Raw genomic sequence first — 15,466 nt, 5'->3', positions numbered from 1 at the left:
TTTTCATTTTTTTACATTTTCAGGAGGAGTAAAATGGAAGAGACTATTAGTTTGAAAGAGTTATTTGGAACATTGAAGAAGCGAATTCTCCTAATCCTGGCAATAACATTAACCGCTGTAATGGTAAGTGGGATTGTCAGTTTTTTTGTTTTAACACCGATTTATCAGGCATCGACACAAATACTCATTAATAAATCAAATTCTGATCAGGGAAATTATAACCCGGCTGATGTTCAGACGAGCCTTCAGTTGATCAACACATATACCGTAATCCTCAAAAGTCCGGCGATCCTGGATTTAGTCATTGAGGAAATGGATTTAAATATGACTTCGGGGCAGCTAAGCCAAAAGGTCACTGTGAGCAATGAGAATCAGTCACAGGTAATGAATATTTCTGTCCAGGATGAGAATCCAAACCAAGCTGCAGAACTGGCAAACATGATTGCGAAAGTCTTTAAAGAGGAAAACATCATGAAAGCTGATAATATTAATATCCTGTCTAGAGCGGAAGTCCTGGACGGACAATCGCCGGTTAAACCTCAGCCAATTCTCAATATTGCCATAGCGCTGGTAGTAGGCCTAATGGCTGGCGTAGGACTGGCTTTCTTGCTTGAGTACCTTGATAACACCGTGAAAAATGAACAGGATGTTGAAAAGAACCTTGAACTTCCGATCCTCGGGGTCATTTCTGTTATTGAAGATTCAAAGTTTGAAGATATGAAACATAGACGTTCAGAAAGAAAACCAAGAACAAGAGGTGAGTCTATTGGCTCTTAAGAAAAAGAAACAGGCCGCTGGCAACAATAAACGAAAATTGGTTACGTTCTTTGCACCTAAATCACCGATCTCAGAGCAGTATCGGACAATCCGGACAAATATTGAATTCTCTTCAGTAGACGAGGATATCCAGACGATCATGATTACTTCTGCTGGTCCAGGAGCCGGGAAATCTACAACCGCTGCTAATCTGGCTGTCGTTTTCGCTCAGCAGGAAAAAAGGGTATTGCTAATCGATGCAGATTTAAGAAAACCGACTGTGCATTATACGTTTAATTTAACCAATACTTTCGGCCTGTCATCCGTACTATCAAAACAAATGCAATTGGTTGAAGCGGTGGATGAGTCGGAAATCGAGAATCTGGGAATTCTGACAAGCGGGCCGGTTCCGCCGAATCCGGCAGAGTTGCTTGGCTCAAAGGCGATGAATCAATTCCTGGCAGAGGCGAAACAGCATTTCGACGTCATCATTTTCGATACACCGCCAATGCTGGCAGTAACGGATGCCCAGGTTCTTGCCAACAAATGTGATGGATCGATTCTTGTTGTCTACAGTGGGAAGACAGAGATGGATGAAGCTGCAAAGGCGAAGGAACTCTTGACGAATACTAAAAGCAAGCTGCTTGGAGCGGTATTGAATCACAAAAAGCTGCAAAGCTCTGACTACTATTATTATTATGGAAACAAATAACAGCTATTCGACAAGGATTCGACAAAATCCCCCCATTTACCTATACGGGGTATAAATGGTAATATTAGAAAAGAACTATAAATGTGACAAATTTATGGAAATGAGGGTGCGCGATGATCGATATACATTGTCATATACTAGCGGGAATAGACGATGGCGCGCAAACGTTGGCAGATAGCATCGAAATGGCGCGTGCTGCAGTTAACGAAGGAATCGACACAATTATCGCTACCCCTCATCATAAAAATGGACGCTATGAAAATAGGAAACAAGCAATCATCCTAAAGACGGATGAATTGAATGAGGTATTGAAAGAGGAGAAGATTCCTTTGACCATCCTCCAGGGCCAGGAACCGGCCATTCATGGGGAGCTGCTGAAGGGGATTACATTGGGGGAAGTCAGTACCCTGAACAGTACAAAATACATATTCATCGAATTACCATCAGGACATGTGCCAAGGTATGCTGATAAATTATTATACGATTTGCAGTTGGAAGGGAAAATTCCGGTCATCGTCCATCCGGAACGGAACCAGGAAATCATCGAGCGTCCAGAGATTCTTTATCGATTGATCAAGAACGGGGCACTCTCGCAACTGACTGCGTCAAGCGTTTGCGGAATATTCGGAAAAAGGATTAGAGGCTTTTCCGAACAGCTGATTGAAGCAAATTTGGCCCATTTCATCGCCTCGGATGCGCATAACACAAACAAACGTGCCTTCCACCTTGCGCACACTTATGATACCGTCAATACCCGCTATGGTGTGGATATGGTCTATTTCTTCAAAGAAAACGCCGAGCTGCTGGTGCGGGACCAAAACGTCTACAAAGAAGTGCCGCATCGGATCAAAAAGAAAAAATTCCTTGGAATCTTTTAAACTACCTAGAATGAAAATACATCATTTGTCAGGAAGACCTGACCGGCGATGCCTCCTACCCGTTACCCATGGAGGCACTCGATCATGCTGTGGGATGCTGGGAAAGCAGTCCTTAGACACATGAGTTGTCGATAGCATGATGTGAGGGCGGGTTAGATGCCCATTAATTATTATTTTAAGACAATAAATATCTAATGAAAATACATGTCTTGACACCTGTGTTTTCATTAGATATTTATTTTTTGGAGCTAAAAAATTATATGGAAATAACAATGTGAAATCTTAATTTAATAGGGGGATATCGATGAGCTACCACAAACGTTTACTATTACTTGCCGGCTTGGATTCGCTAATTGTATTTGCTGCAGTCTATATCAGTTATATACCACTGCATCCTTCACTTGAAACCTTGAATTTCGAAAATGTTTTTATCAGTGCACTTGTCCTCCTGCTCTGCCATCATGTATTCGCATCGATGTTCTTGCTTTACAACAAAGCTTGGGAATACGCAAGTGTCGGAGAGTTGATAGGGATCACCAAATCGGTGACACTCTCAATATTAATGCTGACCTTATTCCAATACATAATGGACTACCATGTATACGGCCGCGTGCTCTTCAGCGCATGGACACTGCTGATCTTGATGATTGGCGGCAGCCGCTTCTGGTGGAGAATCACCAGGGATCGGTTCTTGAAGCCGGATAAAAGCATGACACAGGTACTGATCGTCGGTGCCGGACAAGCTGGCACACTGGTAGCGAGACAATTAAAGAACAACCGTGATTTAGGATTGATGCCGGCAGCGTTCATCGATGACGACACAAAAAAATATAAATTACAAATCCTTGGTATCCCGGTAGCAGGTACAAGCAAGGATATCGCCGCAGCTGTGGAAAAATACAAGATTGATAAAATCGTCATTGCGATTCCTTCATTGAAAAAGGAAGAATTGACAATGATTTTTGAAGAATGTACAAAGACAAAAATCAAGCCGCAGATCATGCCAAAGATCGAGGATATCATGATTGGCAAAGTAGCCGTCAGCAGCTTCCGCGATGTTGAGGTTGAGGATCTGCTGGGGCGTGATCCGATTAAGCTTGATATTGAGGGGATCTCAGAATATGTGTCTGGTAAAACGGTACTGGTAACCGGGGCTGGTGGATCGATTGGTTCTGAGATTTGCCGACAGATTTGCAAGTTCGAGCCGGAAAAGCTGGTTCTCGTTGGGCATGGAGAGAACAGTATTTATACCATTGATATGGAGCTTAGGAACAAATATGGACAGCAAATCGAGATTGTGCCTGTGATCGGGGATGTGCAGGACCGGGAGCGGATGTTTGAGGTTATTGAAGAGCATGTTCCGGATGTTGTTTATCATGCTGCGGCTCATAAGCATGTGCCGTTGATGGAGTATAACCCAAGGGAAGCTGTTAAGAATAATGTTTTTGGGACTAAGAATGTTGCGGAGGCGGCGGACACCTTCGGTGTTGGTACTTTCGTTCTGGTTTCTACTGATAAGGCTGTGAATCCTACTAATGTTATGGGGTCTACTAAGCGGGTTGCGGAGATGATTATACAAAAACTCGACCAAGAGAGTCAGACCAAGTTTGTCGCTGTGCGGTTTGGGAATGTGCTTGGTAGTCGGGGTAGTGTTATTCCTCTGTTTAAGAAGCAGATTCAGGCTGGTGGGCCTGTTACGGTTACTCATCCGGATATGACGCGGTATTTTATGACGATTCCGGAGGCTTCGAGGCTTGTGATTCAGGCTGGGTCGCTTGCTCGTGGTGGGGAGATTTTTGTGCTGGATATGGGGGAGCCGGTTAGGATTGTTGATTTGGCTAAAAATCTCATTACCCTTTCGGGTTATTCAACTGATGAGATTCCTGTTCGCTTTTCTGGGCTACGGCCTGGGGAGAAGATGTTTGAGGAGCTCTTAAACGAAAAAGAGATTCATCCTGAGCCGATTTATCCGAAAATCTTTATTGGTAGGGCTGTTTTGGAGCAGGAGGAGGAGATTGAATTCTTGTTAGAGCGGTTTGAGAGTTTTAATGGTATTCAGTTGAAAGAGTATGTGGTCAATTTGGCTAATCGGAAGAAGAACAAAGTTTTCTTGGTTGCGAAGTAGCTTGTTAAATTATAGACATTATATAGAAGGAACTTGCTTTTTGCTTGGTGAAGTAATGGACTTTTTAAAGAGATAATTAAAAATGATTCACCCGGGTTCTTATTAGTTTAAAAGGGACCCGGGATGTTTTTTAGAGTAATTTCGGATAATTTATTTTCTTAAAAGTGAATTCAGTAGGATTACGTAGATATTCTGGGTTAAATGAATTTAGTGGTTTAGTAGTTGGTTGGAAAGGGATGTAAGGATCCAATTAAGTCCTAATCTTCTAAAGTAGCAACCTAATTGAGGAGGAAGTATGAAGATGGAGACAACAAAAGTGAAAGAAAGAATATTTCTATCATCACCTCATATGAGTGATGAGGGTTATGAAATGCAATATGTAAAGGAAGCCTTTGAAACAAACTGGATTGCTCCTTTAGGGGAAAACGTAAATGGATTTGAAAAAGAACTAGCCGAAAAGGTTGGTTCTAAAGCTGCAGCGGCACTTTCCTCTGGAACGGCTGCTATCCACTTAGCTCTTAAGGCGGCAGGCGTTGGAGAGGGGGATAAAGTATTTTGTCCAACACTTACTTTCTCTGCTACTGCAAATCCAATCATCTATCAAAATGCTATTCCTGTATTCATCGATAGTGATTATGAAACTTGGAATATGAGCCCAAAAGCATTAGAAGAAGCATTTGAGAAGTATCCAGAAGTAAAGGCAGTCTTTGTTGTTCATTTATATGGCTTATCTGCAGATATGGATAAGATAATGGATATTTGTAAGAAACATAATGTAGCGGTTATAGAAGATGCTGCAGAGTCTCTGGGTACTTACTATAAAGGTAAGCATACTGGAACTTTTGGTGACTATGGCATTTTCTCTTTTAATGGAAACAAGATTATCACAACTTCTGGCGGTGGAATGCTTGTTTCTAATAATGAAGAGAGAATTGCTAAGGCAAGATTTTGGGCCACTCAATCCCGAGATCAAGCAAGGCATTATCAACATAGTGAATTAGGGTTTAATTACAGAATGAGCAATGTGGTTGCAGGGATTGGTAGAGGGCAGCTTAAAGTATTAGCTCAAAGAGTTGCCAAAAAGAACTACATTTTTGAATTGTATAAGAAAGAACTTGGTGAACTTGAGGGTGTTGAGTTCATGCCTAGTAATAAGTGGAATGAACCTAATTATTGGTTAAGCTCAATGGTTTTAACTGGACCGGTTAGACCTATTGATGTCATGGAAGCTCTTGAGAGAGAGAATATCGAGTCAAGACCTGTTTGGAAACCAATGCATATGCAGCCGTTCTTCGAGAAATATGATTATGTTGGTGAAAGAATATCGGAGAAATTGTTTGAAAATGGAGTTTGTTTGCCGTCAGATACAAAGATGATGAATGAGGACTTAGAAAGAGTTGTGGAGACTATTAAGGGGCTGTGGTTAAAGTAATGAATAATTCCAAAGGTGGTATTTATAGGAGATTCATAAAAAGACCGATGGATTTCATACTATCATTAGCCGCCATTATTGTTCTTAGTCCGATACTTTTAGTAGTTGCAATTCTTGTGAGAACAAAATTAGGTAGCCCTGTTCTTTTTAAGCAAAAGAGACCCGGGCTTAATGAAGAGATTTTTATGATGTATAAGTTTAGGACTATGACGGATGAAAGAAATAATAAAGGGGAGTTACTATCTGATAGCGTTAGATTGACGAAGTTTGGTAGATTACTCCGTTCTACATCTCTTGATGAACTACCGGAACTTTTTAATATTTTGAAGGGTGATATGTCTATTATCGGCCCAAGGCCATTATTGGTACAATATTTGCCGTTGTACAACAATAATCAAAAACGACGTCATGAAGTTAGACCAGGGCTATCTGGTTTGGCTCAGGTGAGTGGTAGAAATGCGATTAGTTGGGAAGAGAAATTTAATCTGGATGTGGATTACGTAGAAAATATTACTCTTGCTTTAGATGTAAAGATTATCTACCACACTTTTAAAAAGGTCTTTATACGTGAAGGAATAAACTCAGAGGCGGCTGCAACAATGGAATATTTTGAAGGCAGTAAGATAACGGAGGAATAAGAAATGAAAGACATCGTAATAATAGGGGCAGGCGGCTTTGGTAGAGAGGTTGCTTGGTTAATTGAAGAAATTAATAAGGTAAATACTGAATGGAATCTTATTGGTTTTGTTGATGATAATGAAGAAATACAAGGTAAAGAAGTTAACGGGTACAAAGTAATCGGCAACATTGAATGGTTAAAAAATCAAGAGCTCTTTGTGGTTAACGCTATTGGAGACCCTATAATTAAAAAGAAAATCATGGTAAGAATTCAAGAAAGCAAAAATCAATTCCCGGTTTTAGTTCATCCGAGTGTTATTTGCTCAGATAGAGTATCCATAGGAGAAGGTTCAATTATATGTGCGGGAAATATAATTACAGTGGATGTCACCATTGGAAAGCATGTCATTGTTAACTTGGATTGTACAGTTGGACATGATGCAGTTTTAGAAGATTATACAACCGTTCTTCCGAGTGTTAACATTTCCGGTTATGTAGTAGCGAAAGAATGTGCCAATATTGGCACGGGTTCGGCTATTATCCAAGGGGTAACCGTTGGAGAGAATACAATTATTGGAGCTGGATCGATTGTTGTGAAAGACTTGCCTGCAAACTGTACAGCTGTGGGAGCACCGGCAAAGCCAATAAAGTTTCATGTGACTCAATAAGTCGATTTCAGCTCATCAAGGTAAAAAAATGAAACTTGTAATGTGCTAGGGGTGTAGAAGTTGGCGAAAGTATTAATACTGGCGAATAATGATATCGGCTTATACAAATTCAGAAAAGAACTTATTGAAGGACTCGTAAAAGAACATGAGGTATTTTTGTCATTACCAAACGGGGATTATGTTTCAAAATTAGTTGAATTAGGAAGCAAATATATTAATACACCAATTAGCAGAAGGAGTACAAATCCCATTACAGATTTACTATTATTATATCGTTATAACAGCATCCTTAAGAGGATAAAACCTGATGTCGTTTTAACCTACACAATCAAACCCAATATATATGGAGGAATGATGTGCAGATTAAATAATATACCTTATATTACCAATGTGACTGGATTAGGTACTGCTATAGAAAACCCTGGGCTATTGCAAAAGGTAACATTAAATTTATACAGATTGGGTTTAAAAAATGCACGAACTGTTTTTTTTCAAAACAAACCAAATCTACAATTCTTTATTTTTAACAATATTGTTAAGAAAAAGGTAAAGGTTATACCAGGATCTGGAGTTAACCTAAAACAACACAATTTTGAAAATTATCCTGAAGAAGATAAAGTTATAAGATTTCTTTTCATAGGACGCATTATGAAAGCAAAAGGAATAGAAGAACTATTTGAATCTGCTAAAAGGATAAAAAAAGAATATAAGAATGTTCAGTTTGATTTAATTGGTGGGAGCGAAGAGAATTATGCTCAGCAACTAAATGAATTAAGTGATTTAGGAATCATAAATTATCATGGTCACCAGCATGATGTACATTCATATATAAAAAAATCACATGCTACCATTCTTCCTTCTTATCATGAAGGAACATCAAATGTTCTTTTAGAATCAGCTTCATCTGGACGTCCGGTGTTAGCTTCAAATGTTCCAGGGTGTATTGAAACTTTTGATGATGGGATAAGTGGTATAGGGTTTGAAGCAAAAAGTGTTGAGAGTTTATTTGATGCAATCAAAGAATTTATTATTCTGCCATATGAGAAGAAGAAACTCATGGGAATTGCAGGGCGTCGCAAAATGGAAAAAGAATTTAATCGAAAATTAGTGGTTGATATCTATATGGATGAAATCAATAAAATAATTGAGGAGAAATAAAAAATGAACTTATATGAAAAGATTGTTATGAAGGAAGAAAAGATCTCTTTAGTTGGGCTTGGGTATGTAGGAATGCCGATTGCTGTAGCATTTGCAAAAAAAATTGATGTGATTGGATTCGATGTTAACAAACAAAAAATAGATCTCTACAAAAGTGGAATTGATCCGACTAAAGAAGTTGGGAATGAAGTTATCAAGAATACAACAGTGGAATTTACTTCAGATGAAGCAAAATTAAAAGAGGCAAAGTTTCATATTGTTGCAGTTCCTACTCCTGTTCGAGATGACCATACCCCAGACTTAACACCGGTAGAATCCGCTAGTCGAACTTTAGGAAGAAACCTAACAAAAGGTGCTATTGTAGTATTTGAGTCCACAGTATATCCAGGAGTAACTGAAGAAATCTGTGTGCCAATTTTAGAAAAAGAATCCGGATTAAAATGTGGTGTAGATTTTAAAGTTGGATATTCACCAGAAAGAATTAATCCTGGTGACCATGAGCACCGCCTAGAAACTATTGTAAAAGTTGTATCCGGTATGGATGAAGAGACGCTTGATATTGTTGCAAAAGTTTACGAGTTGGTTGTAGATGCAGGTGTATATAGAGCCGAAAGTATAAAAGTAGCTGAAGCCGCGAAGGTTATCGAAAATGCTCAGAGAGATATCAATATTGCGTTCATGAATGAATTATCAATTATCTTTAATAAGATGGACATTGATACAAACGCAGTTCTAAACGCTGCAGGTACAAAGTGGAATTTTCTAAAGTTTTCACCTGGATTGGTGGGAGGTCACTGCATTGGTGTGGATCCATACTACCTAACTTATAAAGCGGAGCAAATGGGTTATCATTCACAAATTATATTATCTGGTCGGAAAATAAATGATGATATGGGTAAGTATGTAGCTGAAAGTACTGTTAAGAAAATGATTAAAGCAAATAAACAAGTGAATGGAGCGATTGTTGCAGTCTTTGGTGTTACCTTTAAAGAAAACTGTCCTGATGTAAGAAATACAAAAGTTGTAGATGTTATCAGAGAATTAGAAGAGTACGGAGTTGAAGTAAAAGTAGTAGATCCCATAGCGGATAAAAATGATTTGAAACATGAATATGGAATATTACTATCTGAAATGGATGAAATAAACAACGTTGATGCAGTAATCTTTGCAGTACCCCATGAAGAGTTTAAAGAATTGAAGTTAGAGAATCTCATGAAAATATTCAGCTATTCATCTGCTTTCGATGTGGCAGGGGCCATGGCTGAAGTAGCTGCAACATATGAAGATGATGCCGAATTAAAAGTAAATGATTGTGTGATTATGGATATTAAAGGAATATTTAATAGAAAAGATGCAGAAAAGCAAGGATTTTCATATTGGAGGCTTTAAAATAATGGGATATCAAAATATAACTTTTCCAGAAGGATCAACATTTTTAGTTACTGGTTCAGCTGGATTCATAGGATCTAATTTAGTGGAAGCGATCCTTAAGCTTGGTTTTAAGGTAAGAGGACTTGATAATTTTTCAACTGGGAAAAAGGAAAATGTAGAAGAGTTTTTAAACAATCCTAATTACGAATTTATCGAAGGAGATATTCGTGATCTTAATACTTGTATGAAAGCTTGTGAAGGAATTGATTATGTTTTGAATCAAGCTGCATGGGGGAGTGTTCCGAGAAGTATTGAGATGCCTTTGTTTTATGAAGATGTTAATATAAAAGGTACTTTAAATATGATGGAGGCAGCGAGGCAAAATGGTGTAAAGAAATTTGTCTATGCTTCTAGTTCATCAGTTTATGGTGATGAACCTAATCTTCCAAAAAAGGAGGGAAGAGAGGGTAATGTATTATCACCTTATGCACTTACCAAAAAAGTAGATGAGGAATATGCCAAACTCTATACTAAAATGTATGGTCTTGATACTTATGGTATGCGTTATTTTAATGTTTTTGGTAGAAGACAAGATCCTAATGGTGCCTATGCAGCAGTAATTCCAAAATTCATTAAACAATTATTGAATAATGAGCAACCAACTATTAATGGTGATGGAAAGCAAAGTAGAGATTTTACCTACATCGAGAATGTAATTGAGGCCAACTTAAAAGCTTGTATTGCATCCCATGAAGCAGCAGGACAGGCCTACAATATTGCTTATGGTGGAAGAGAATTTTTAATTGATATCTATACTTATTTATTGAAGGCGTTAGGAAAAGATGTTCAGCCAATTTTTGGACCGGATCGTAAAGGTGATATTAAGCACAGCAATGCAGATATTGGGAAGGCAGAAAAAATGTTGGGATATGACCCAAGTTGGAGTTTTGAAAGAGGAATTATTGAAGCAATTGAATGGTATAAGGAAAACTTGTAGAAATGGATGCAGATTCTCTATGAAGAAAATTGTTCACATAATAACAGGATTAGGTAGTGGTGGGGCTGAAAATATGCTCTATAAGTTACTAAAAAATACTGATAAAGATAAATATTATCATGAGGTTATAACTTTAATAGATGAGGGGGTTATGGGAGAAAAGATTAAAGCTGAAGGTATAAGAATACATTCTTTAAATTTAACAGTCAATAATTTCTTTGGCTCTTTAATAATGGCTCGAAATATTTGTAAAGATTTTGATATTGTAAACACATGGCTTTACCATGCTGATATTTTTGGGTTTATAATAGCGAAGGTATTATTAAGAAAAAGACTTATTTGGAATATTAGACATAGTAATTTGGATAAGGAAGCGAACAAATCACGCACACTAAAAATTATTAAAGTTAACTCGATACTATCTAGGTTTGTTAATGCTATATCCTATAATTCAATAAGGGCTTTTGAAAATCATAAGAATATTGGTTATGTTAATAAGAAATCCATAAACATATCTAATGGATTTGATTTAGATAGATTTAAATTCGAACCAAAAGATAGAATAAGAATACGTAAAGAGTTATCGTTACTAGAGGAAGATAATGTCCTCTTAACTGTTGGTAGATGGAATATACAAAAAGATTATTACACTTTAGTAAAAGCATTAAATGAATTGAAGGCAGAACGTGTTAATTTTAAGATGATTATGGTTGGTAATGGATTAAACTATTCTAATAAAGACTTATTGACACTAATAGATCAATTTGATCTGAGTAAATATGTAATTTTACTCGGGCAAAGGACTGATATTCCTGCTGTATTATCAGCAGCTGATGTTTATGTTTCTTCATCTTTAGGAGAGAGTTTTTCAAATGCTATAGCAGAAGCTATGGCATGTCAGGTACCATGTGTGGTTACTGATGTAGGAGATTCTAAGTTAATTGTAGACGATAGTGGTTTTGTAGTTAAACCAAAAGATTATTTGAATTTAGCGAAAAAAATATTAGAATTAATTAATGGGTCAGATTATAGAAATATCGGGTTAAAAGCTCGTGCAAGAGTTGTTCAAAAATATGATATAAAAGAAATAACTAAAATATACGAAAAAACTATATTCGATGGTTGAAGTAAGTGTTTAGTACTGTGCGAGGTGTAACATAGTTGGTTTTAATATTTTATAGTTTTTTAGTGATAGTAATTGTATTTTTAGCGTATGTTTCCGAATCTATATTTAATAGGAGGACCCTTCTCGAGGAAAGCATTAACTTGGGAATTCCATTTGGTTATAAGAGCAGGGCTCCTATATATAATATATTATTATTATCAAGCATACTTAGCTTATTCTCAGCTTATCTAGGTAAATCTGGTTATATGATTGATACTGTAAGATATGCATGGAGTTTTTTATATAGGTACCCAATGTATTATGACTCGGTTAATACCATGATTAGTGCAAGAACAGAAGTAGGATTTTTGTTAATTAATATGTTAATTGGGCGAATTACCCATGAATCTTTTTGGCTATTTTTGTTTATTGCTTTTGTTACTACATTTATAAATTTATATACAGCTTCTAAAATAAGTAGAAAATATACACTAATTGTTTTTTTATATTTAATAAGTTTATATTTTTTTCAGACAACATATATATTAAGGCAGAACTTGGCGGTTTCGTTTGCAAACCTAGCATTTTTATCTTATACAAACGATTTGAGAATTAGATATATTATGTTTTCTTTAGTGGCAATTACATTTCATGCTACAGCTTTAATACTACTTCCTCTATATTTTGTATTAAAGGGAATTAAGTCTAAAAAAAATTATTATTACATCTTGATGATATTCAGTGTCAGTTTCTTTTTATTTGAGCCAATATTTAATTTATACTTACCAAAAATACCATATTTCGGTCAATTATTTAATACTGAAGAGGCAAATTTGACTTTTGGAGGAGGATCATCAAGTGTAATTTTTAAAGGGGTACCATTTTATATTATTACAGTTATTGCATTAGTAAGAAGAAACCGTCTTAAACAAATCATGTATAAAGCAGATGCTTTTATTGCATGCTCTTTTTTTTATTCGATGTCCTGGCTTTTATCATATAATATGTACTGGTTTTTCAGGATTGGATGGTACTTTTTATTACCAACTTTAGCTCTCGTACCTAGTTTATTTAGTACATTTAAAAATCCAAGGGAAAGGGTTATTTATTATACTATTTTTATATTTGTTTTAATTTTTATAACTTATAGGCAAATAGTTATAGTATTTAATTAAAAGCTTTATCACCATTATGTTTAGTAATGGTGATTTTTAAAAGATGAAGGTGAATTTTAATGTTTATTTCTATTTTGACGCCCTCATACAATAGGGTGCACACACTAAAAAAACTTTATGATAGTCTTGAAAACCAAAGCAATAAGGGTTTTGAGTGGATTATAGTTGATGACGGTAGTACTGATGATACACGTAGCTATATTATGGAAGTTATTAATAAAGCTTCTTTTACTGTTAGATATATATATATAAATAATGGTGGTAAGCATTCGGCAATTAATGAGGGAGTCAAAGTTATTGGAAATGCACTTACATTTATTGTGGATAGTGATGATTACTTAACAAGAGATGCAGTAGATGTTATTTTTAAGATTTGGCAAGAGTATAAAAGCAATTCCAGTATTGCTTCATTTTGGTTTTTACAAAGTGACCCTAATGGTAATTTAGTTGGTGAAAAATTCCCGATTGATAATAGTATTTCAACCTATACTGATATTATGATAAATTCCGGTATTAAAGGAGATAAAAAATCGGTGTATGTAACAGAAGTACGTAAAAAATTCCCTTTTCCAATTTTTTTAGAAGAAAAGTTTATAGGCGAAAGTACGGTGCACAAAAGAATTGGAGATAAATACAATAGTGTTTTCGTTAATAAGGTAATCTATATATCTGAATACTTATCAGACGGGCTAACTTCCGCTGGGACAAATATGAGAATAAAAAATCCACTAGGTGGAATGACAAATTCAAAAGAATTCCTAAGTAATAATGTTATCTTTAAAATAAGGATAAAAAAATTGATACTATTTATAATGTATGGATTTTTTGCTAAAAAAGACTATAAAAAGATAATTCTTAATAGCGGCTCTCCCATTTTGGCTATAATATGCACCCCTGTTTCATACTTGCTATTTAAAAAATGGGGTAAATTAAAATAAATATCTAACACTGAACACAAAAAAATAAGTATATTCGCGTAAACGTTAAAGAAGGTATCAAATGATAAAAAAAATTGTTTCTGTATATAGTAGCAACTTAATTTTAGGCTTATTAGGTATTCTTACTGTACCGATTTTATTAGGTCAAATTGGGGAAGAAGGCTATGGAATTTACGCGCTTTATTTAACAATTGGTTCTTACTTCACTATTTTTGAACTAGGTGTGCTAAAACATTTTACGAGATTGATATCGCAAGGTTCAAAAAAAATTGATGGGCTAATTAGCACTTTTTACTTTTTCACAATGACCATGATTATAATAATAATAATTATAATTATTATTATTATAAATTTATTTTTTCAAGATGAGTGGCGGATAGGAATTTTTATTGCAAGTATTGCAACAGTTGAATATTTATTTTTTTTACCAACAAAGATAAATATAACCTATGCTAAAGCACACAAAAACTTTGAGAGAATAAGTTTATTTAACTTTATATCTGGNTTAATTAGATATTTAATACTAATTCTAAGCGCAATACTCACTCATAATGTTTATTTTGTCATAATTCTCATTGTTTTTAGAAGGGTCTTTGACATTAGATTATCAAAGGTAATTCTAAAAGAAAACATTGCGATTTTTTATTTGAGAAATATTAGTATATCTAACGTTAGAGAAGTAGTCTATTTTTATAAAGAATCCATTTTTTTATCAGGTGCTCAAGCTTTACAAATAAACATAAATGGTATGATAGTATTAATAATATCAAAAGTATTTGGTCTTCAAGAATTAGGTATATTTAGAAGTACATTTGATTTCTTATCAAAAATATGGTTTTTTTCAAATGGTTTAGGAATGGTTGTCTTTCCATATTTCGCTAGTAGTGGATCAGGAGTAAACAAGAATAAAAAATATATAAGTATTAGTTGGATGTTTTATTCCGTAATTTTTATGATATCTATAGCTTTGTTTCCTATTATTAACACATATATACTTAACGATATATTAAGTAGTGAAGGTGATTTGTTATTGTATTTATTTCTGTTAGTAGGGGTATTATTATTAGCCCAAGGGAATTTAAGTTATGAATATTTACAAGCACAAGGTAGTTATAAGTCAATAATGACTACTTCTTTCTTTACTAATATAGTATTTCTTGTATTAACATACTTACTTTATATGTTCTTCCCAAATTTATATATAGTAGTCCTTAGTTGGATGATAAGTATCGTAATTCAGACTATTATATTTGAAAGAAAAGCTACAAATTCAAAGAGTTTATTACTTGTTTTTTCAGTATCTGTGATTTTTATTTGGATAGCATTAGGTGGGCTTATCTTGATAAACTTTTAGAACGAACATGGGGACGGTTCTTGCGTTTCATTCGGGAGTCGAAATAGCTTGCTGACGGTCAGGGTGTCCGGGGTATTGAAGGTTTTACTTGTCCTGAACTTTGAACGATCATATCCATAATCTAAAACCAGGTCAGAAGGGGTTCTGACCTGGTTTTTTGATATTTGTGTGGCGAATTT

At 35.4% G+C, this 15,466-nt stretch carries 14 protein-coding genes and 1 pseudogene; all 15 read left to right on the top strand.

Annotated elements, in window-relative coordinates; genetic code table 11:
- Positions 1 to 33 precede the first annotated feature (33 nt).
- Positions 34 to 777, top strand: a complete 744-nt coding sequence (locus ACNAZ4_RS07340) for a YveK family protein (RefSeq protein ID WP_415813576.1) — start codon at positions 34 to 36, stop codon at positions 775 to 777.
- On the top strand, positions 767 to 1,468 hold the full coding sequence (locus ACNAZ4_RS07335) for a CpsD/CapB family tyrosine-protein kinase (protein ID WP_415813575.1): 702 nt from the start codon (positions 767 to 769) through the stop codon (positions 1,466 to 1,468). The genes ACNAZ4_RS07340 and ACNAZ4_RS07335 overlap by 11 nt, the downstream gene beginning before the upstream one ends.
- Positions 1,469 to 1,581: 113 nt before the next feature.
- On the top strand, positions 1,582 to 2,346 hold the full coding sequence (locus ACNAZ4_RS07330) for a tyrosine-protein phosphatase (protein WP_415813574.1): 765 nt from the start codon (positions 1,582 to 1,584) through the stop codon (positions 2,344 to 2,346).
- 304 nt (positions 2,347 to 2,650) lie between these two features.
- Positions 2,651 to 4,471, top strand: a complete 1,821-nt coding sequence (locus tag ACNAZ4_RS07325; protein ID WP_415813573.1) for a polysaccharide biosynthesis protein — start codon at positions 2,651 to 2,653, stop codon at positions 4,469 to 4,471.
- A gap of 316 nt (positions 4,472 to 4,787) precedes the next feature.
- Positions 4,788 to 5,903 carry a DegT/DnrJ/EryC1/StrS family aminotransferase gene (locus ACNAZ4_RS07320; protein WP_415813822.1) on the top strand — a complete coding sequence of 372 codons (1,116 nt, stop codon included), beginning with the start codon at positions 4,788 to 4,790 and terminating at the stop codon, positions 5,901 to 5,903.
- On the top strand, positions 5,903 to 6,541 hold the full coding sequence (locus ACNAZ4_RS07315; RefSeq protein ID WP_415813572.1) for a sugar transferase: 639 nt from the start codon (positions 5,903 to 5,905) through the stop codon (positions 6,539 to 6,541). Before ACNAZ4_RS07320 ends, ACNAZ4_RS07315 begins: the two co-directional genes overlap by 1 nt.
- Positions 6,542 to 6,544: 3 nt before the next feature.
- Positions 6,545 to 7,189: an acetyltransferase gene (locus tag ACNAZ4_RS07310; RefSeq protein WP_415813571.1), complete on the top strand. Its 645-nt coding sequence runs from the start codon at positions 6,545 to 6,547 to the stop codon at positions 7,187 to 7,189.
- 60 nt (positions 7,190 to 7,249) lie between these two features.
- Positions 7,250 to 8,347, top strand: coding sequence for a glycosyltransferase family 4 protein (locus tag ACNAZ4_RS07305; RefSeq protein ID WP_415813570.1), 1,098 nt, complete (start codon positions 7,250 to 7,252; stop codon positions 8,345 to 8,347).
- A 3-nt stretch (positions 8,348 to 8,350) separates the two neighbouring features.
- Entirely contained in the window at positions 8,351 to 9,736 is a 1,386-nt protein-coding gene (locus ACNAZ4_RS07300; RefSeq protein WP_415813569.1) for a nucleotide sugar dehydrogenase, read from the top strand.
- Between the two features lie 4 nt (positions 9,737 to 9,740).
- Complete coding sequence (locus ACNAZ4_RS07295) at positions 9,741 to 10,715, top strand: SDR family oxidoreductase (protein WP_415813568.1); 975 nt, start codon at positions 9,741 to 9,743, stop codon at positions 10,713 to 10,715.
- Positions 10,716 to 10,734: 19 nt separating this feature from the next.
- On the top strand, positions 10,735 to 11,841 hold the full coding sequence (locus ACNAZ4_RS07290) for a glycosyltransferase (protein WP_415813567.1): 1,107 nt from the start codon (positions 10,735 to 10,737) through the stop codon (positions 11,839 to 11,841).
- A 140-nt stretch (positions 11,842 to 11,981) separates the two neighbouring features.
- Positions 11,982 to 12,995, top strand: a complete 1,014-nt coding sequence (locus tag ACNAZ4_RS07285) for an EpsG family protein (protein WP_415813566.1) — start codon at positions 11,982 to 11,984, stop codon at positions 12,993 to 12,995.
- 59 nt (positions 12,996 to 13,054) lie between these two features.
- Positions 13,055 to 13,933 carry a glycosyltransferase family 2 protein gene (locus tag ACNAZ4_RS07280; RefSeq protein ID WP_415813564.1) on the top strand — a complete coding sequence of 293 codons (879 nt, stop codon included), beginning with the start codon at positions 13,055 to 13,057 and terminating at the stop codon, positions 13,931 to 13,933.
- Positions 13,934 to 13,994: 61 nt separating this feature from the next.
- A pseudogene (locus ACNAZ4_RS07275) lies at positions 13,995 to 14,437 on the top strand (hypothetical protein); the annotation flags it as partial.
- Between the two features lies 1 nt (position 14,438).
- A partial coding sequence (locus ACNAZ4_RS07270; RefSeq protein WP_415813562.1) for a hypothetical protein occupies positions 14,439 to 15,287 on the top strand: 849 nt, incomplete at its 5' end.
- Positions 15,288 to 15,466 lie beyond the last annotated feature (179 nt).

The sequence above is a fragment of the Mesobacillus thioparans genome (assembly GCF_965138835.1).
Classification (GTDB): domain Bacteria; phylum Bacillota; class Bacilli; order Bacillales; family Cytobacillaceae; genus Mesobacillus; species Mesobacillus thioparans.
The sequence above is the reverse complement of the archived record's forward strand: the minus strand, read 5'-3'. Positions and strand labels throughout refer to the sequence as shown.